Annotated in this window: 16 protein-coding genes; 10 read left to right on the top strand and 6 right to left on the bottom strand. The window is 53.2% G+C overall.

Features of this window, described 5'->3' with window-relative positions:
* Position 1 precedes the first annotated feature (1 nt).
* The 4 genes from xylE to malE form a co-directional block, all read right to left on the bottom strand.
* Complete coding sequence (gene xylE, locus FDX19_RS00510; protein WP_137381191.1) at positions 2-1,477, bottom strand: D-xylose transporter XylE; 1,476 nt, start codon at positions 1,475-1,477, stop codon at positions 2-4.
* A 335-nt stretch (positions 1,478-1,812) separates the two neighbouring features.
* Positions 1,813-2,703 (bottom strand): maltose ABC transporter permease MalG, encoded by an 891-nt coding sequence (gene malG, locus FDX19_RS00505; protein ID WP_137381190.1) that lies wholly within the window; start codon positions 2,701-2,703, stop codon positions 1,813-1,815.
* Positions 2,704-2,717: 14 nt separating this feature from the next.
* The gene (gene malF, locus FDX19_RS00500; protein WP_137381189.1) at positions 2,718-4,262 is read right to left on the bottom strand and encodes a maltose ABC transporter permease MalF; all 1,545 of its coding nucleotides are present in this window, start codon (positions 4,260-4,262) and stop codon (positions 2,718-2,720) included.
* 131 nt (positions 4,263-4,393) lie between these two features.
* A complete protein-coding gene (gene malE, locus FDX19_RS00495) occupies positions 4,394-5,584 on the bottom strand; it encodes a maltose/maltodextrin ABC transporter substrate-binding protein MalE (RefSeq protein ID WP_003031680.1) in 1,191 nt (396 codons plus the stop codon).
* A 361-nt stretch (positions 5,585-5,945) separates the two neighbouring features.
* On the opposite strand from malE, the gene malK reads away from it, so the two are divergent.
* From malK to ubiA, 5 genes are all read left to right on the top strand, one after another.
* Positions 5,946-7,055, top strand: a complete 1,110-nt coding sequence (malK, locus tag FDX19_RS00485; protein WP_005132674.1) for a maltose/maltodextrin ABC transporter ATP-binding protein MalK — start codon at positions 5,946-5,948, stop codon at positions 7,053-7,055.
* A 91-nt stretch (positions 7,056-7,146) separates the two neighbouring features.
* Complete coding sequence (locus tag FDX19_RS00480) at positions 7,147-8,502, top strand: maltoporin (protein WP_137381188.1); 1,356 nt, start codon at positions 7,147-7,149, stop codon at positions 8,500-8,502.
* 113 nt (positions 8,503-8,615) lie between these two features.
* Positions 8,616-9,563: a maltose operon protein MalM gene (gene malM / locus FDX19_RS00475; RefSeq protein ID WP_137381187.1), complete on the top strand. Its 948-nt coding sequence runs from the start codon at positions 8,616-8,618 to the stop codon at positions 9,561-9,563.
* Positions 9,564-9,743: 180 nt separating this feature from the next.
* Positions 9,744-10,241: a chorismate lyase gene (ubiC, locus tag FDX19_RS00470; RefSeq protein WP_005132668.1), complete on the top strand. Its 498-nt coding sequence runs from the start codon at positions 9,744-9,746 to the stop codon at positions 10,239-10,241.
* 13 nt (positions 10,242-10,254) lie between these two features.
* Complete coding sequence (gene ubiA / locus FDX19_RS00465) at positions 10,255-11,127, top strand: 4-hydroxybenzoate octaprenyltransferase (RefSeq protein WP_137381186.1); 873 nt, start codon at positions 10,255-10,257, stop codon at positions 11,125-11,127.
* 59 nt (positions 11,128-11,186) lie between these two features.
* Here the strand turns inward: ubiA and plsB are convergent, their stop codons facing one another.
* On the bottom strand, positions 11,187-13,607 hold the full coding sequence (gene plsB, locus FDX19_RS00460; RefSeq protein WP_137381185.1) for a glycerol-3-phosphate 1-O-acyltransferase PlsB: 2,421 nt from the start codon (positions 13,605-13,607) through the stop codon (positions 11,187-11,189).
* A 171-nt stretch (positions 13,608-13,778) separates the two neighbouring features.
* Here plsB and FDX19_RS00455 point away from each other — a divergent pair, with 171 nt between their 5' ends.
* The 4 genes from FDX19_RS00455 to FDX19_RS00440 all read left to right on the top strand — a co-directional run bounded on the left by FDX19_RS00455 (position 13,779) and on the right by FDX19_RS00440 (position 16,652).
* The gene (locus FDX19_RS00455; protein ID WP_005132664.1) at positions 13,779-14,147 is read left to right on the top strand and encodes a diacylglycerol kinase; all 369 of its coding nucleotides are present in this window, start codon (positions 13,779-13,781) and stop codon (positions 14,145-14,147) included.
* 109 nt (positions 14,148-14,256) lie between these two features.
* Positions 14,257-14,865 (top strand): transcriptional repressor LexA, encoded by a 609-nt coding sequence (gene lexA, locus FDX19_RS00450; protein WP_103777801.1) that lies wholly within the window; start codon positions 14,257-14,259, stop codon positions 14,863-14,865.
* A 121-nt stretch (positions 14,866-14,986) separates the two neighbouring features.
* Positions 14,987-16,306 carry an MATE family efflux transporter DinF gene (dinF, locus tag FDX19_RS00445; protein ID WP_137381184.1) on the top strand — a complete coding sequence of 440 codons (1,320 nt, stop codon included), beginning with the start codon at positions 14,987-14,989 and terminating at the stop codon, positions 16,304-16,306.
* Positions 16,307-16,442: 136 nt separating this feature from the next.
* Positions 16,443-16,652, top strand: a complete 210-nt coding sequence (locus FDX19_RS00440) for a CsbD family protein (protein ID WP_005132658.1) — start codon at positions 16,443-16,445, stop codon at positions 16,650-16,652.
* Between the two features lie 44 nt (positions 16,653-16,696).
* Here FDX19_RS00440 and zur read toward each other — a convergent pair whose 3' ends face one another.
* Positions 16,697-17,215, bottom strand: a complete 519-nt coding sequence (zur, locus tag FDX19_RS00435) for a zinc uptake transcriptional repressor Zur (RefSeq protein WP_137381183.1) — start codon at positions 17,213-17,215, stop codon at positions 16,697-16,699.
* Between the two features lie 115 nt (positions 17,216-17,330).
* Here zur and FDX19_RS00430 point away from each other — a divergent pair, with 115 nt between their 5' ends.
* Positions 17,331-17,819 (top strand): cupin domain-containing protein, encoded by a 489-nt coding sequence (locus FDX19_RS00430; RefSeq protein WP_137381182.1) that lies wholly within the window; start codon positions 17,331-17,333, stop codon positions 17,817-17,819.
* Positions 17,820-17,830: the final 11 nt, after the last annotated feature.

Here is a 17,830-nt window from a genome sequence, read left to right as displayed (position 1 = left end):
ATTATTGTGCAGAGACGGGCTTGGCTTTCTCTGCGGCGGGTTCCCACAGTTCTTCAAGTTCTTCCAGTGTTTTGCCTTTGGTTTCCGGCACGAACTTCCACATGAACAGCGCCGCCAGGATGCCCATACAACCGTAGATCCAGTAGGAGAAACCGTTGTGGAAATGGGAAACCAGCCAGGAGTTTTTGTCCATCATCGGGAAGGTCCAGGAGACGAAGTAGTTCGCCAGCCACTGGGCCGCGACCGCAATGGCGAGTGCTTTACCGCGAATCGCGTTCGGGAAGATTTCTGCCAGCAACACCCAACAAACCGGTCCCCAGGACATGGCGAATGCCGCAACATAAAACAGCATCGACAGCAGCGCCACCAGGCCGGAAGCCTGGGTATAAAACGCGGTACCGAGACTGAACATCCCAATTGCCATGCCGAGTGCGCCAATGATCTGCAGCGGTTTGCGACCAAACTTGTCTACCGTCATGATAGCCAGCACGGTGAAGCTCAGGTTGATTACGCCGACAATAATGGTCTGCAATAGCGCCACATCGGTGCTGGCACCAAGCGTTTTGAAGACTTCCGGCGCGTAGTACAGCACGACGTTAATACCGACAAACTGCTGGAAGATGGACAACATCACGCCGATGACGATCACGCCTGCACCAAACATCAACAAACGACCACCGGTTTTACGGCCATGCTCGAGTGACTGATTAATCTCCTGCATTGCCTGGGTGGCGAGAGTGCTACCCATAATCTTGCGCAGAATACCTTCTGCCTGTTCATGTCTGCCGCGCGCCATCAGCCAACGTGGGCTTTCTGGTACGGTATACAGCAGCAGTAAAAACAGCAGGGCGGGGATACTTTCGGAGGCAAACATATATCGCCAGCCATCGGTATTCAGCCAGTTGGCATCACCAGAACGGGCAATAAAATAGTTAACGCAGTACACCAGCAACTGGCCAAAAATAATCGCGAACTGGTTAAATGACACCAGTTTTCCACGAATATGAGCCGGAGCCAGCTCAGCAATATACATAGGTGAGAGCATTGAGGCTAAACCTACGCCAATACCACCGATGATGCGATAAATAACGAATTCGGGGACGTATCCTGCCAGATAAACAGGCACAGCATTATCGGGGTTTATGGTGGTAAAACCTAATTCCGGCCATGCGGAGCCGATGCCGGAAATAAAAAATAACAGCGCGGCGATTTTCAGCGAATCCCGACGACCAAAGCGGTTACTGCAATACCCGCCCAGCGCACCGCCGATGATGCAACCAATCAGTGCACTGGCAACGCAGAAGCCTAGCAGCGAGTTAGCGGCAGATTCACTTAAGTGTTGTGGGGCAACAAAAACGGTATTTAAGGACTCTACCGTACCGGATATGACCGCAGTATCATAACCAAATAATAAACCTCCTAATGTAGCAACTAGCGTAATCGAAAATATATAGCTGGAATTATATTGGGTATTCATTCAGACCTGCCTTAGACGATACAGCTCTTTTTATCAGTATTGGAGATGGTGGATTTAACAGGCAGGGAAGACAATTATCATTTTTTACATTGCAATTACGTTTTGTCTTTTCTGTGATCTTAGCTCTGTTTAATATGTTGCCAGTCAGGCGGAGAATTGAATTGCAGTGATGGAGAGCACGAAAGGAAATAATCATAACGGCAATGCAAAATAACATAAAAAAAGGGCGCTCCGTAGAGCGCCGAATAACAGTCACAGGTTGGGATAACATAAGTTGAGGGTTGCAGTGGCATTGCCCGTTGCCGGGCGGGGTAACACAACTACTTTGATGAAACTTAACCTTTCACACCACCCGCGGTCAGGCCGTTGACCAGCCAGCGTTGCGCCAGCAGGAACACCAGCGTGATCGGAATGGCGGAAAGTACAGCTGCGGCGGCAAAGTCGCCCCACAAATAGTTCTGTGGATTGAGGTACTGCTGCATACCTACCGCAAGGGTGTAGCTGTTCACATCACGCAGCAGCAGTGATGCGACCGGGACTTCAGTGATTGCGGCAATGAACGACAGAATAAACACGACCGCCAGAATCGGTACCGAGAGCGGCAACAGCACCAGGCGGAATGCCTGCCACGGCGTTGCGCCATCCAGCGCGGCCGCTTCTTCCAGCGAACCGTCAATGGTTTCGAAATAGCCTTTAATCGTCCACACATGCAGTGCGATACCGCCAAGATAGGCGAAGATCACGCCACCGTGGGTGTTGAGACCGATAAACGGAATGTACTGGCCCAGGCGGTCAAACAACGCGTATAACGCCACCAGAGACAGTACCGCCGGGAACATCTGGAAAATCAGCATCCCTTTCAGCAGCGTTGCTTTGCCCGGGAAACGCATGCGGGCAAAGGCATAAGCACAGGTGGTGGAAAGCGTCACGATACCGATCGCGGTAATGGTGGCCACTTTCACTGAGTTCCACAGCCATAACAGCACCGGGAACGGCGGCGGGGTCACGCGGCCATCCGCGTGCTCTACGCTAAAGCCCAGCGCCAGTTTCCAGTGCTCCCAGGAGATGTTTTCTGGGATCAGGCTGCCAGTAGCAAAGTTACCTTCGCGCAGCGAGATGGCGATAACCATCAGCAGCGGGAACATGATCGCCGCAATGAAAATCAGTAGCCCTAAGTGCGTGATTAGAAGGCGGAGCTTCTGAGATTTAGGTTGTACCATAGCCATATTCCGTGCCCTCCTTAGTCGAATTTCATACGTGTGGCTTTCAGGTTCACGATCGCCAGTGCGCCTACCAGCAGGAAGATCAGCGTGGCAATCGCCGCCGCCAGACCGAAGTCCTGCCCGCCACCGCCTTCAAAGGCGATACGGTAGGTGTAGCTCACGAGCAGGTCGGTATAACCGGCTGGCGTGGTGGTGCCAAGTCGATCCGGGCCCCCGTTGGTCAACAGCTGAATCAGCACGAAGTTGTTAAAGTTAAAGGCAAAGCTGGCAATCATCAGCGGCGTTAGCGGCTTAATCAGCAGCGGAAGCGTAATCTTAAAGAAGTTCTGGAACGGGCCTGCGCCATCCATTGCTGATGCTTCATACAGGTCATCAGGAATCGCCTTCAGCAGCCCCATGCACAGGATCATCATGTACGGATAACCCAGCCAGGTGTTGACGATAATAATCATCGAGCGTGCGGTGGTCGGGTCGCTGAACCAGGCCGGTTTGATGCCAAACAGTGTGCTCAGCATCATGTTGATTTCACCAAAGCTTTGGTTGAACAATCCTTTGAAAATCAGAATCGAGATAAACGACGGCACGGCATAGGGCAGGATCAGCAGGACGCGGTAAATCGCTTTACCTTTCAGGGATTCCCATTGCACCAGACAGGCCAGCACCATTCCTACGGCAACGGTCAAAATAACGGTCAGTACCGAGAAGACTACCGTCCAGACAAAGATGGCGAAGAACGGCTTCTGGATGCCTTCATCGGTAAAGACGCGGGTGAAGTTGTCCCACCCAATGGCGACGGTATAGCCTGGACTGAGTTTTTCTGTACCCCAGCTCCCGTCAGCGTTAATCGCCTGATAGTAACCAACATCGTTGTTGGCGCGGTATTTTACGCCGCTCTGGTTATTGGTGAGCGTGCCGTCATCAGCGAGCGTATAGAGCGGCTGCGTGCCGGAGAACTGACGCAGTGAACTCATGATAACTTTGCTGTCATCCGGCAGAATGGCCGTTAACTGCGTCAGCGCCTGACGATTCTGGGTGATGATGCGCAGCGTCGCGCGTTCGCCAGTTGGCAGTGCATCTGCGTCCTTCAGTTGCAGTTTCTGCTCGCCGCCAAATTTAAAGGCGTCGGAAACGTAATTTTTTCCTGTTTCACCGTCGGTAAGGGCCAGTTGCCACTCATCACCCGCCGGATACAAGCCGAAATTATAGGTTTTGCCCGCCTGATATGAACGCTCCATCAGGACTTGTTGAGCGCGTTCAAAGGTCAGCTGGTTAGTGCTGCTGTAGTTGGTAAAGGCAATGGCGATGGTGCAAACCAACGGAAACAGAACAAACAGCCCCATCCCCGCGACGCCAGGATAAACATAACGCCAGGCATAGGCTTTACGGTTAGCGAAAATATACAGGCCTGCAGAGCTTAAAATCAGCGTCATGATGGCAAACAGGTACTCCCCCTGAGCGTACATCAAAACAACAAGGTAACCGACCAGTAGCCCAAGCAGACCCATCACTGACCATTTCAGTGTGTCGCTTTGCCACCAGTGTTTCTTTTTAATGACATCCATGGGGTTCAATCCTCAACAACAATGAAAACCTGTTGGTCAGCGTGCCTGATGGCGCTGCGCTTATCAGGCCTACGGTAAGTTGTAGGCCGGATAAGGCATTTATGCCGCCATCTGGCACGTGTGCTACAGCACTACTTGGTGATACGACCCTGCGCGTCTTTCAGTGCAGCATCAACAGTCTGACGACCGCTGGCTGCGTTGATCACTGCGGTACGAACGGCGTACCAGAATGCTGACATCTGCGGGATGTTCGGCATGATTTCGCCTTTCTGGGCGTTATCCATGGTGGCCGCGATGCGTGGATCTTTTGCTAATTGATCCTGGAAGGATTTCAGCGCAACGGCACCCAGCGGTTTGTCCTTGTTCACTTCATCCAGACCCTGATCGGTCAGCAGGTAGTTTTCGAGGAACTCTTTTGCCAGTTCTTTGTTCGGGCTGGCGGCGTTAATACCGGCGCTCAGTACCCCGACAAACGGTTTAGACGCTTTGCCTTTAAAGGTTGGCAGCAGCGTGACGCCGTAGTTGATTTTGCTCTTGTCGATGTTCGACCATGCCCACGGGCCGTTAATGGTCATCGCGGTATCGCCTTTGTTAAAGGCCGCTTCAGCGATGGAGTAGTCGGTATCCGCGTTCATGTGTTTGTTCTTGATGAGATCAACCAGGAAGGTCAGACCGGCTTTCGCGCCAGCGTTATCCACACCGACGTCTTTCACATCGTACTTGCCGTTTTCAAACTTGAATGCGTAACCACCGTCGGCAGCAATCAGCGGCCAGGTGAAGTACGGTTCTTGCAGGTTGAACATCAGTGCAGATTTACCTTTCGCCTTCAGCTCTTTATCCAGCGCCGGGATTTCTTCCCAGGTTTTTGGTGGGTTCGGCACGAGGTCTTTGTTATAAATCAGCGACAGCGCTTCAACCGCGATTGGGTAGGCAATCAGCTTGCCGTTATAGCGTACGGCATCCCAGGTGAACGGATAGAGTTTGTCCTGGAACGCTTTGTCAGGCGTGATTTCAGCCAGCAGGCCAGACTGTGCGTAACCACCAAAACGGTCATGCGCCCAGAAGATGATGTCCGGGCCATCACCGGTCGCGGCAACCTGCGGGAATTTTTCTTCCAGCTTGTCAGGATGCTCAATGGTGACTTTGATTCCCGTGTCTTTCTCGAATTTTTTGCCCACTTCAGCGAGGCCGTTGTAGCCTTTATCGCCGTTAATCCAGATAACCAGCTTACCTTCTTCAATCTTGGCGAGAGCCGAGGCGGAGAACATCATCGTCGTCAATGCGGACAATGCGAGGATGCGTGCGCCAGTTTTGATTTTCATAGTTCCCATCCTGTTTGGTGATTTTGCAGAGGTGGCTTAACGGTTACTAGTTTCTTTATACGACAACCTCTTTCCATCCTCCTTACCCCTACGCCCCACCCGTTCTTTATGTGATCTGTGTTACATAAATGTGAGTAATGCGTACTGGCGCACATAAAAACCCACTGATTTTTGCAGGCTGCATCACGAAATTCCTCTGAGGCAGGTAGCCAGGGTCTCAGACGCTGCTCTCTCATCCTCCCGCCTCCTCCCCCATAAAAAAGCTGGGGGGTGGAGGATTCACGCCGTTAAGGGATAACGCATAGTCAATCCATCAATGAATGTTGCTGTCGATGACAGGTTGTAACGAAGGGAGAAGGGCATGGCGAGCGTACAGCTGCGAAATGTAACGAAAGCCTGGGGTGACGTGGTGGTATCGAAAGATATCAATCTCGACATTCACGAAGGGGAATTCGTGGTGTTTGTCGGACCGTCAGGCTGTGGTAAGTCAACCTTGCTGCGTATGATCGCCGGACTTGAAACCATTACCAGTGGTGATTTGTTTATCGGGGAGACCCGGATGAACGACATTCCACCCGCTGAACGTGGTGTGGGGATGGTCTTCCAGTCCTATGCGCTGTATCCCCATTTGTCCGTCGCTGAAAACATGTCATTCGGCCTCAAACTCGCTGGTGCGAAAAAAGAGGTGATGAACCAGCGTGTTAATCAGGTCGCGGAAGTGCTGCAACTGGCCCATCTGCTGGAGCGCAAACCCAAAGCGCTCTCCGGTGGACAACGTCAGCGTGTGGCGATTGGCCGTACGTTGGTTGCAGAGCCGCGTGTCTTTCTGTTGGACGAACCGCTGTCAAACCTCGATGCCGCACTGCGCGTCCAGATGCGCATTGAAATCTCCCGCCTGCATAAGCGTCTTGGTCGCACGATGATTTACGTCACCCACGATCAGGTCGAAGCGATGACCCTGGCCGACAAAATTGTGGTGCTGGATGCCGGCCGCGTTGCGCAGGTCGGTAAACCCCTCGAGCTGTACCACTACCCGGCTGACCGCTTTGTTGCCGGGTTTATTGGTTCGCCAAAGATGAACTTCCTGCCGGTGAAAGTGACGGCAACGGCGATCGATCAGGTTCAGGTTGAGCTGCCTAACCGCCAGCAAATATGGCTACCAGTGGAAAGCCGCGCAGTGCAGGTCGGCGCCAATATGTCTTTAGGTATCCGCCCGGAACATCTGCTGCCCAGTGATATTGCTGATGTCACCCTCGAAGGTGAAGTACAGGTAGTCGAGCAGTTGGGTCACGAAACACAAATCCATATCCAGATCCCCGCCATCCGTCAGAACCTGGTTTACCGCCAGAACGACGTGGTGTTGGTAGAAGAGGGTGCCACATTCGCTATCGGCCTGCCGCCAGAGCGTTGCCATCTGTTCCGTGAGGATGGCACTGCATGTCGTCGGTTGCATCAGGAGCCGGGCGTTTAAGGTCCCCATAAAAAAACGAAACGCAAAACCATTCGTAGTTGCAGAAGGTGGCAGCGTTTAAAGAAAAGCAATGATCTCAGGAGATAGAACGATGATTACTCTGCGCAAACTCCCTCTGGCGGTTGCTGTAGCAGCAGGCATTATGTCTGTTCAGGCAATGGCTGTGGATTTCCATGGTTATGCTCGTTCCGGCATTGGCTGGACAGGTAGCGGCGGTGAACAACAGTGTTTCCAGGCAACTGGTGCCCAAAGTAAATACCGTCTTGGTAACGAATGTGAAACCTATGCGGAAATCAAATTAGGTCAGGAAGTGTGGAAAGAGGGCGATAAGAGCTTCTACTTCGACACCAACGTTGCCTACTCCGTTGCACAGCAGAATGACTGGGAAGCGACCGATCCTGCTTTCCGCGAAGCCAACGTGCAGGGTAAAAACCTGATTGAATGGCTGCCGGGTTCCACCATCTGGGCCGGTAAACGTTTCTATCAGCGTCATGACGTCCATATGATCGACTTCTACTACTGGGATATTTCAGGTCCTGGTGCCGGTATTGAAAACATCGATCTGGGCTTCGGTAAACTGTCTCTGGCCGCAACCCGTTCTCAGGAAGCGGGTGGTTCTTACACCTTCAGTAGCCAGAATATCTACGACACATCCAAAGATACCGCGAACGACGTATTCGACATGCGTTTAGCGCAGATGGCCATTAACCCGGACGGCATGTTGGAACTGGGTGTTGACTACGGTCGTGCGAATAAAACTGACGGTTATAGCTACGCGGATAGCGCGTCTAAAGATGGCTGGATGTTCACTGCAGAACATACTCAGAGCATGCTGAAGGGCTATAACAAGTTCGTGGTTCAGTATGCAACTGATGCGATGACCACGCAGGGTAAAGGTGGCTCGCAGGGTACTTACGGTTCAACCTTCGATACCCAGGCAACACCAAATGATCCCGTTATCCATCATATAAACAACAACATCAATAACAACGGTAGCCTGGTGCGCGTACTTGACCACGGTGCTATCTCTCTGGGCGACAAGTGGGACCTGATGTACGTCGGTATGTATCAGAATATCGACATGGATAACGACCTGGGTACTGAATGGTACACCGTGGGTATTCGTCCGATGTACAAATGGACGCCAATCATGAGCACCCTGATGGAAGTCGGCTACGACAACGTCAAATCTCAACAGACTGGCGATCGCAACAGCCAATACAAAATCACCCTGGCGCAACAGTGGCAGGCAGGCGATAGCATCTGGTCTCGTCCGGCAATCCGCGTCTTTGCAACCTATGCCAAATGGGATGAAGAATGGGGCTACGTGAAAAACGGAGATTCGGTCTCTAAATATGCTGCTGCAACCAACTCCGGTATCAGCACAACCAGCCGTGGCGATAGCGACGAGTGGTCCTTCGGTGCCCAGATGGAAATCTGGTGGTAATCCAGCATTAACCTGACGTAATGACCTAAAGAGGGGCGTAAGCCCCTCTTACTTACGGTTTAGCGCGCTATTGCCTGGCCACCGCTGAACCCATGCTATCTGAGGTGATAACAATGAAAATGAAGAAAAGTCTCGTTGCCCTTTGTTTATCGGCAGGGTTATTTGCCAGCGTTCCTGGAATCAGCCTGGCCGATGTGAATATCGTTCCGCAGGACACCGCCGCTGCACCGTCGATTCCGACGGCTGCATTGCAACAGCTGACCTGGACGCCAGTCGACCAATCGAAAACCCAGTCAACCCCGTTGGCGACAGCGGGACAGCGTCTGGACATTGCCGGTATTAGCGGCCCGGTTGCCGCCTATAGCGTACCGGCCAACATTGGTGAACTGACCCTGACGCTGAGCAGTGAAGTTAACAAACAAACCAGCGTATTTGCGCCAAACGTTTTAATTCTTGATCAGAACATGACGCCATCTGCGTTCTTCCCCAGCAGTTACTTTACCTACCAGGCACCGGGTGTAATGAGTGCGGATCGCCTGGAAGGGGTGATGCGTCTGACGCCTGCACTGGGACAACAAAAGCTTTATGTTCTGGTCTTTACTACTGATAAAGATCTCCAACAGACCACCACGCTGCTTGACCCGGCGAAAGCGTATGCCAAGGGCGTGGGCAACGCTGTTCCGGATATTCCGGACCCGATTGCTCGCCATACTACCGATGGCCTGGTGAAACTACAGGTGAAAACTAACAGCACCTCCAGCGTGCTGGTTGGGCCGTTATTTGGTTCCTCTGGCCCGGGGCCGGTGACGGTGGGTAATACCGCAGCGCCTGCGGTGGCTTATGCGGCTCCGGCTGCCGCGGTAGCCGCGCCGGCACCGCAACCCGTGAAGAAAAGTGAACCGGTGCTGAATGACACTGAGAACTATTTTAACCAGGCGATTAAGGATGCCGTGGCGAAAGGTGATGTTGATAAAGCGCTGAAGCTGCTTGATGAAGCTGAACGTCTGGGATCCAAATCTGCCCGTTCCACCTTTATCAGCAGTGTAAAAGGCAAGGGGTAACCATCTCCCCACATTGTTGATTTTGCAACAACTGGTGCGTCTCCTGGCGCACCTTTTTTTATCCTTCGATGCTACTTGTTACACTTATGTTGCCCTACCGATCACTTAATCGTGTTTGCTCACCCCGCAAAGCCTTTTCTGCGATACAATGCCCTCAGGTTATGAATCGGAGAGTAAGGCATGCCACACCCCGCGTTAACGCAACTGCGTGCTCTGCGTTATTTTGATGCGATCCCGTCGCTTGACCCCCAATTGCTCGACTGGTTGTTACTGGAAGATTCCATGACCAAACGTTTTGAGCAGCAGGGAAAACAGGTCACCGTAACATTGATACGAGAAGGATTCGTTGGGCAAAATGAGGTCACTGAAGAGTTGACGCTGTTGCCGGCAGAATCCCGCTATTGGTTGCGGGAAATCCTGTTATGCGCGGATGGTGAGCCGTGGCTTGCCGGTCGGACTGTCGTGCCGGAATCCACCTTGTGCGGCCCCGAACTGGCTTTACAAAATCTGGGGAAAACCCCGCTCGGGCGCTATCTGTTTACATCATCGACATTGACCCGCGATTTTATTGAGATTGGCCGCGATGCAGCGCTGTGGGGACGTCGTTCCCGCCTGCGGCTGAGCGGTAAGCCGCTGATGCTTACCGAGCTTTTTTTGCCTGCATCGCCGTTGTACTGAGAGGAAGATAAAGATGGAGTGGAGTCTGACGCAGAATAAGCTGCTGGCGTTTCACCGCTTGATGCGTACGGATAAGCCAATCGGTGCCTTACTGCTGCTCTGGCCGACGCTGTGGGCGCTGTGGGTAGCGACCCCTGGCGTACCGCAATTGTGGATACTGGCGGTGTTTGTCGCCGGTGTGTGGCTGATGCGCGCCGCCGGCTGCGTGGTGAATGATTATGCCGACAGGAAATTTGACGGACACGTCAAACGCACCGCAAACCGGCCGCTGCCGAGCGGTGCAGTCACGGAGAAAGAGGCCCGAACGCTGTTTGTTGTGCTGGTGTTGCTCGCCTTTCTGCTGGTTCTGACTCTTAACACGATGACGATTTTGTTGTCCGTTGCGGCGTTAGCACTGGCGTGGGTTTATCCCTTCATGAAACGCTATACGCACCTGCCGCAGGTGGTGCTGGGGGCGGCGTTTGGCTGGTCTATTCCCATGGCGTTTGCCGCCGTCAGTGAATCTGTACCGCTGAGCTGCTGGTTGATGTTCCTCGCCAACATTCTCTGGGCGGTGGCGTATGACACCCAGTATGCGATGGTTGATCGTGATGACGATCTGAAGATTGGCATTAAATCGACCGCCATTCTGTTCGGTCAGAACGACAAGCTGATTATTGGCATTCTGCAGGTCGGTGTTTTGGCGCTGATGGCGACGGTGGGTTGGTTAAACGGGTTGGGGCTGGGCTATTACTGGTCACTGCTGGTGGCGGGCGCGCTGTTTGTGTATCAGCAGAAACTGATTGTCGATCGTGAACGGGATGCCTGCTTTAAAGCGTTTATGAACAATAACTATGTGGGGCTGGTGCTGTTCTTAGGGCTGGCGATGAGCTACTGGCACCTTTGAGTTTGGCTTAGCCCGCAAAATAAAAACCGGTCATTTCATTTTGACCGGTTTTTTTATGCTTACTCGCCCTGCGTTGCGCTTTCGATGGTCAGACGCACATCGGATGTGACCAGCTCGGCCAGCATCTGATAGATCTTCATCGTTTCTTCCGGTTCGGCATCACCGGTATCGCTGATGTAGCCCTCGTCACGCAGCGTCAGCACCAGGGAGCTGAACACGGCTTTATCGAAGAACTCAGGCGCGTTGATACCGTGCAGCACGGAAAGACGTTGCGCCACGGTGCGGCTCTCTTTCTCCAGTGTGCTGCGGTTGATGGACGGGTTCGCACTCAGCAGCCAGAAGGTAATGGCATAGCGCTGTAGCGTTTCACGTGCGCCCGCAGCCAACAGCTGCAGCGTGCGAGAATGAACCGGGTTGATATGCAGTTCATCGTTCTGCAGGGTTATCAGACCCTGACGCTGCATTTCGCTGGCCAGCTCATCAATCACGCCGGCTAGCTCATCACGCTCCCAACGCAGGAACAGCTCTGCTTTCAGCATCGGGTACAGCGCATCAATATGCTGCTGCAATGCGGCGCGTGAAATTCGACGGTGCTGAGTCACAATCGCGGCCATCAACGAAGGCAGAACCAGCATGTGCGCAATGTTGTTGCGGTAGTAGGTCATCAGTACCGCCTGCTCGCGCGGCAGAATGATGATGTCACCGATCGTGTCTTTCTCAACCTCAAACTTGTTCATCTGCAAGGCGTGGTCGATCAGTTCACTGGCACTTTGTGTCGGCACTGTCGTATCCGAAGCATACGGTACATTGCGTAACAGGCTCAGGTAGCAATCGAGCTGTTCGGTTAGCTGCTCGCGGGTCAGAGAACGCTGACGGGAAGCCAGTAACGCGGTACAACACAGGTTCATGGCGTTGGCCGCGCCCGCGTTGTTAATGCGTACCATCAGATCGGCAGCAATGTTATTCACCGTCGGCGTCAGCCAGGCCGGGCGAATAGACTCGATAGGATCGATAGATTCACGCCACTCCGGCACATGCTGATTCAGGTAGGTCATCAATGGCATAGGTTCGCCAAAGTTGACATAGCCCTGACCCAGGTTACGCAGCTTGCTTAAGCCACGCAGCATTTGTGGCAGGCTCTCTTTCTCTTTGGTCGCGCCACGCAGCTCTTTGGCGTAAGTTCCCACTTCCATCACATGCTCATAGCCGATGTAAATCGGAACGAGGGTAATTGGACGCGTACCGCCGCGCAGCATCGCCTGAATAGTCATCGACAGCGTGCCAGTTTTCGGGTCGAGCAGACGACCGGTACGTGAGCGACCACCTTCGACAAAGTATTCAACCGAGTAACCGCGGCTGAACAACTCGCCCAGGTATTCGCGAAATACGGTGGAATAGAGCTTATTGCCTTTAAATGTACGACGAATAAAGAACGCGCCCAGACGGCGGAAAATCGGACCTGCCGGCCAGAAGTTCAGGTTGATCCCTGCCGCGATATGCGGTGGAACCAGCCCCTGATGGTACAGAACATACGACAGCAGCATGTAGTCCATATGGCTGCGGTGGCACGGCACATAGACGATTTCATGCCCGTCGTGCGCCAGTTGGCGTACGCGCTCGGCATTGTGAACATTAATCCCCTGGTACAGTCGGTTCCAGGTAAAGCCCAGGATACGGTCCGTCAGGCGGATCATCTCATAGGAGAAGTTCGCGGCAATCTCTTCCATCAATGCGATAGCGTTTTGCTGTGCTTTTTCATGGGAGATTTTTTTGCTGCGTGCTTCATCTTCCACCGCGCGAGCGATGGCTTTTGAGGCCAGCAGTTTATTAAACAGATCCTGGCGGGCAGGGAGGCGAGGGCCAACCGCGGCTAAGCGCTGGCGGGCAAAGTGCATACGCGCCACGCGTGCCAGTTTCTGTGCGATAGTTTTATCTGTGCCGTGTTCGTCTGCCATGCGGCGCAGGGAGACGGAAGGTGAGAAGCGGACAAAACTGTCGCGCCCCAGCCAGGAGACGGCAAAGAATTTCTGCACGCCATTCAGCATGCGCAGTGGCGGATTGACTTCGCCTTTCTCGCGCCCTGGAGCACGGCCAAACATCACCGACACCGGCACCATCTGCACATCCAAATCGGGGTTGCTGCGATGCAGATCGAGATAGTTATGGAACAGCTTGATGGACTCTTCTTTTGGCGTGTAATAGGTGAATACACGCGGGCCGCCGTGTATAAACACGTAGCGCGGCAGCAAAGTCCCGTCTATCTCCAGCGGTTCCAGGGGATCGGGGAGGTCGTGCACCAGACATTGGGCACGCAGTGTCAGCAAGTCAGCTTTTGAGTTGTACGGTAAGACGTACATAATGGGACGAGAGGTATCGAGTCCCAATTCCGGGGCGGGTTCCGCCGGGATAGACTTGCTTTTTACCAGGATGCTTAATGGTAAATTCAGTAATTTGTAGTAAATTCGTGGCCAGCCGGACATAAACGATGTAAAGCCTCTGGTTAATAATGCAAATGCGCTGCAAGGATATCAGAAAGTTTAGTGAATTTCTGTGGTATCCCGTCATACTTCGCGCAGCTTTGCTTATGCCCTGAAACAAACAGGGTAACGAGACAATAATACTCACGCTAATAATGTAAAAAGGTTCTTTTGATGGCCAATAATACCACTGGATTCACTCGGATTATCAAAGCAGCAGGCTATTCCTGGCAAGGTTTCCGCGCCGCATGGATCAATGAGGCGGCATTCCGTCAGGAAAGCGTTGCCGTACTGTTGGGGGTGGCAATTGCCTGCTGGCTGGACGTTGACGCGATTACCCGCGTACTGCTGATTGGTTCGGTGATGCTGGTGATGATCGTTGAAATTCTGAATAGCGCCATTGAGGCGGTCGTCGACCGAATTGGTTCTGAGTATCACGAGCTTTCTGGCCGGGCGAAAGATATGGGATCGGCTGCAGTATTGCTGTCTATTTTTGTCGCTCTGATCACCTGGGGCATCCTGTTGTGGTCGCATTTGCGATAAAGATTCCACAACTTCATAAATCTCCTGTTTTTTGTGCAGTTTGCGGTTCCAAATTCGCCTTTAGCTGTATATACTCACAGCATAACTGTATATACACCCAGGGGGCGGAATGAAAGCGTTAACGGCCAGGCAGCAAGAGGTGTTTGATCTCATTAGGGATCACATCAGCCAGACAGGTATGCCACCGACGCGTGCGGAGATCGCGCAGCGTTTGGGGTTCCGTTCCCCAAACGCGGCTGAAGAACACCTGAAAGCGCTGGCGCGTAAAGGTGTGCTGGAAATCGTTTCTGGCGCATCGCGTGGTATTCGCCTGCTGCAGGAAGAAGAGGAAGGTTTACCGCTTGTTGGTCGTGTCGCGGCCGGTGAGCCACTTCTGGCACAGCAGCACATTGAAGGCCATTACCAGGTTGACCCCTCACTGTTCAAACCGAACGCCGACTTTCTGCTGCGCGTCAGCGGTATGTCGATGAAAGATATCGGGATTATGGATGGCGATTTACTGGCTGTGCATAAAACGCAGGACGTACGTAACGGCCAGGTCGTTGTTGCCCGTATTGATGATGAAGTCACGGTTAAGCGCCTGAAAAAGCAGGGCAACAAGGTTGAACTTCTGCCAGAAAACAGCGAGTTTAAGCCAATCATCGTTGATCTGCGTGAGCAAAGCTTCACTATTGAAGGGTTGGCTGTTGGCGTGATTCGTAACGGTGAATGGCTGTAATGATCTGCTGATTTCCTGTAGGCCGGAAAGGGCGTTTACGCCGCTCTCCGGCAAATTACCCGATGACGCTACGCTTATCGGGTCTACAAAAACGCGTTAATTTCTTTTCAGGCTCCTTTCCATGCCTTTCTTTACCTCCTCTGATAAAGCACTTTGGCACCTTGCCTTACCGATGATTTTCTCCAACATCACTGTTCCACTGCTGGGGCTGGTGGACACGGCGATGATTGGTCATCTGGATAGCCCGGTTTACCTTGGCGGCGTTGCCGTTGGCGCAACAGCGACCAGTTTTCTCTTTATGCTGCTGCTGTTTTTACGCATGAGTACCACCGGTCTGACAGCCCAGGCGTTCGGCGCGAAAAATCCGCAGGCACTGGCACGCGCGCTGGTTCAGCCGCTGATGCTGGCGTTGGGTGCCGGATTGCTTATTGCACTGTTTCGCGCACCGATTATCAGCCTGGCGTTGCATATCGTGGGAGGTAGCGAAGCGGTGCTGGAGCAGGCCCGAAGGTTCCTGGAAATCCGCTGGCTCAGCGCGCCCGCCTCACTGGCCAATCTGGTGCTGCTTGGCTGGCTGCTTGGCGTCCAGTATGCGCGTGCGCCGGTTATCCTGCTGATTGTTGGCAATGTGCTTAACATCGCGCTCGATTTGTGGCTGGTGATGGGCCTGCATATGAACGTGCAGGGCGCGGCGCTGGCGACGGTGATTGCCGAGTATGCCACTTTGCTGATCGGCCTGATGATGGTACGTAAAGTCCTGCATTTGCGCGGAATTTCACTGGCAATGCTGAAGCAGGCGTGGCGTGGAAACTTCCGCCGTTTACTGGCGCTTAACCGCGACATCATGCTGCGCTCGCTGCTGCTGCAACTCTGTTTTGGCGCTATCACGGTGCTGGGCGCGCGTCTGGGGGGCGATATCATTGCGGTTAATGCCGTTCTGATGACCCTGCTGACGTTCACCGCCTACGCGCTGGACGGATTTGCCTATGCAGTAGAAGCGCACTCTGGCCAGGCCTATGGGGCACGCGATGGTAGCCAGTTGCTGGATGTCTGGCGGGCAGCTTGCCGACAGTCGGGTATCGTGGCGATCCTGTTTTCCCTGGTCTATGCCCTGTTCGGCGAGCAGATTGTGGCGCTATTGACCTCGCTGCCGCAGATCCAACTGCTGGCCGATCGCTATCTCATCTGGCAGGTGATTTTACCGCTGGTGGGCGTCTGGTGTTATCTGCTGGACGGGATGTTTATTGGCGCAACGCGTGCCGCGGAAATGCGTAACAGCATGGCCGTTGCGGCCGCGGGTTTCGCGTTAACGCTACTGACTTTACCGTGGCTTGGAAACCACGGCTTGTGGCTGGCGTTAACCGTTTTTCTCGCGCTGCGCGGGCTTTCACTGGCCTTCATCTGGCGACGTCACTGGCGTAATGACACCTGGTTTGCCTGATGCTTATGGTTAAAAATTCTGAATAGTAAATAAAACCCAGAATCCCTGACTACACTTATTATCACGCCCGGCAAAAACAGCATGTATCCGGGCGCAGCACTCTCGCTATTCACAACCTAACGATGAGGACTTGATGATGAATAAAGACGAAGTCAGCGGTAACTGGAAACAGTTCAAAGGTAAAGTGAAAGAGCAATGGGGCAAACTGACCGATGATGATATGACGGTCATTGAAGGTAAACGCGACCAGCTGGTAGGTAAAGTCCAGGAACGATACGGGTACGCGAAAGATCAGGCGGAGAAAGAAGTTAAAGATTGGGAAAAACGCAACGATTACCGCTGGTAATTAACCCCTCCCTCCTGAGAGTACAAGGATGTACGCTCTTTTATTTACCGCCCGACTTTCTTCTTCACCTGAATGGTATGGTCATGCTGGCAATCGCCAGGATGGCGGCATGATTCCACTTCCACACATGCCGGACACAGGCCGTGGGCCTCAATCACGTTATGGCGCAGAGCAAATCCCATTTTAGCTGCCAGCGTATGCATAATATCTTCCACGCCTTCCGCACACTCTTCTTTTACCACGCCACAGCGGTCACAGATGAACATTGCCGAGCTATGGGTTGGCTGATCGAACAGATGACAGAGCACATAGCTGTTGGTGGATTCCACTTTGTGCACAAAACCTTGTTCAAGCAGAAAATCGAGCGCACGATACACGGTAGGGGGTTTGGCCTGCGGCTCGGTTTCCCGCAGCAGATCAAGCAGATCATAGGCGCTGATCGCCCCTTCCTGCAGGCTCATCAGGCGCAGCACTTCGAGGCGTTGTGGCGTTAGTCGCACGTTACGTTGCACACAGAGTTTTTCAGCTTGAGCCAATAACTCCTGCGTGGTGGTTTTGTCCATTTGGCGCCTCGATTTGTGTGGAAGGTTAATCCCTTACTTTATCATGTTCTGCTTAAAACGCCGAGATCCACCGCTGTGTGCTATACCTGACGCATCGCAACACTGGAAAATTAACATGAAAAGACCCGATTGTATTCGCCACTGGCGTGAAGTTGAGGGGCCTGATGACGCCACCTATCCAGGCAGCGATGAGCTTTTTTCTATTGGCGCGCCGCTGGCCCGCAGGTTGGGGTTAGGGCGACTCGGTATTCATCACGAACGCCTGCCGCCGGGGCGTCGTACTTCTTATCCACACGCTGAAAGCGATGAAGAAGAGTTCATCTACGTGCTGGAAGGCTACCCGGAAGCCTGGATAAATGGTTACTTATGGAGGCTGGAACCCGGCGATAGCGTCGGTTTTCCGGCAGGAACCGGTGTGTGCCACACTTTTATCAACAACACCAGCGACGAAGTGCGGCTGCTGGTCGTCGGTGAGGCGAACAAGAAGCATAACCGCATCTACTATCCGCTCAATCCGGTCTATGCGGTCACGCGTGAGGATCGCTGGGTTGACCATCCTCCACAGTTTTTTGGTCCACACGACGGAAAACCTGGGCGGAAATGACGATCCACGCG

Origin of the sequence: Citrobacter sp. wls619, from assembly GCF_005281345.1 — a bacterium.
GTDB lineage: Bacteria > Pseudomonadota > Gammaproteobacteria > Enterobacterales > Enterobacteriaceae > Citrobacter.
Note: the sequence above shows the minus strand (reverse complement) of the source record. Positions and strands in the feature narration are given on the sequence as shown.

Bases quoted from the DNA above. Each gene is read 5' to 3' on its own strand.
- xylE (WP_137381191.1), bottom strand. From the start codon at position 1,477: ATGAATACCCAATATAATTCCAGCTATATATTTTCGATTACGCTAGTT.
- malG (WP_137381190.1), bottom strand. From the start codon at position 2,703: ATGGCTATGGTACAACCTAAATCTCAGAAGCTCCGCCTTCTAATCACG.
- malF (WP_137381189.1), bottom strand. From the start codon at position 4,262: ATGGATGTCATTAAAAAGAAACACTGGTGGCAAAGCGACACACTGAAA.
- malE (WP_003031680.1), bottom strand. From the start codon at position 5,584: ATGAAAATCAAAACTGGCGCACGCATCCTCGCATTGTCCGCATTGACG.
- malK (WP_005132674.1), top strand. From the start codon at position 5,946: ATGGCGAGCGTACAGCTGCGAAATGTAACGAAAGCCTGGGGTGACGTG.
- FDX19_RS00480 (WP_137381188.1), top strand. From the start codon at position 7,147: ATGATTACTCTGCGCAAACTCCCTCTGGCGGTTGCTGTAGCAGCAGGC.
- malM (WP_137381187.1), top strand. From the start codon at position 8,616: ATGAAAATGAAGAAAAGTCTCGTTGCCCTTTGTTTATCGGCAGGGTTA.
- ubiC (WP_005132668.1), top strand. From the start codon at position 9,744: ATGCCACACCCCGCGTTAACGCAACTGCGTGCTCTGCGTTATTTTGAT.
- ubiA (WP_137381186.1), top strand. From the start codon at position 10,255: ATGGAGTGGAGTCTGACGCAGAATAAGCTGCTGGCGTTTCACCGCTTG.
- plsB (WP_137381185.1), bottom strand. From the start codon at position 13,607: ATGTCCGGCTGGCCACGAATTTACTACAAATTACTGAATTTACCATTA.
- FDX19_RS00455 (WP_005132664.1), top strand. From the start codon at position 13,779: ATGGCCAATAATACCACTGGATTCACTCGGATTATCAAAGCAGCAGGC.
- lexA (WP_103777801.1), top strand. From the start codon at position 14,257: ATGAAAGCGTTAACGGCCAGGCAGCAAGAGGTGTTTGATCTCATTAGG.
- dinF (WP_137381184.1), top strand. From the start codon at position 14,987: ATGCCTTTCTTTACCTCCTCTGATAAAGCACTTTGGCACCTTGCCTTA.
- FDX19_RS00440 (WP_005132658.1), top strand. From the start codon at position 16,443: ATGAATAAAGACGAAGTCAGCGGTAACTGGAAACAGTTCAAAGGTAAA.
- zur (WP_137381183.1), bottom strand. From the start codon at position 17,215: ATGGACAAAACCACCACGCAGGAGTTATTGGCTCAAGCTGAAAAACTC.
- FDX19_RS00430 (WP_137381182.1), top strand. From the start codon at position 17,331: ATGAAAAGACCCGATTGTATTCGCCACTGGCGTGAAGTTGAGGGGCCT.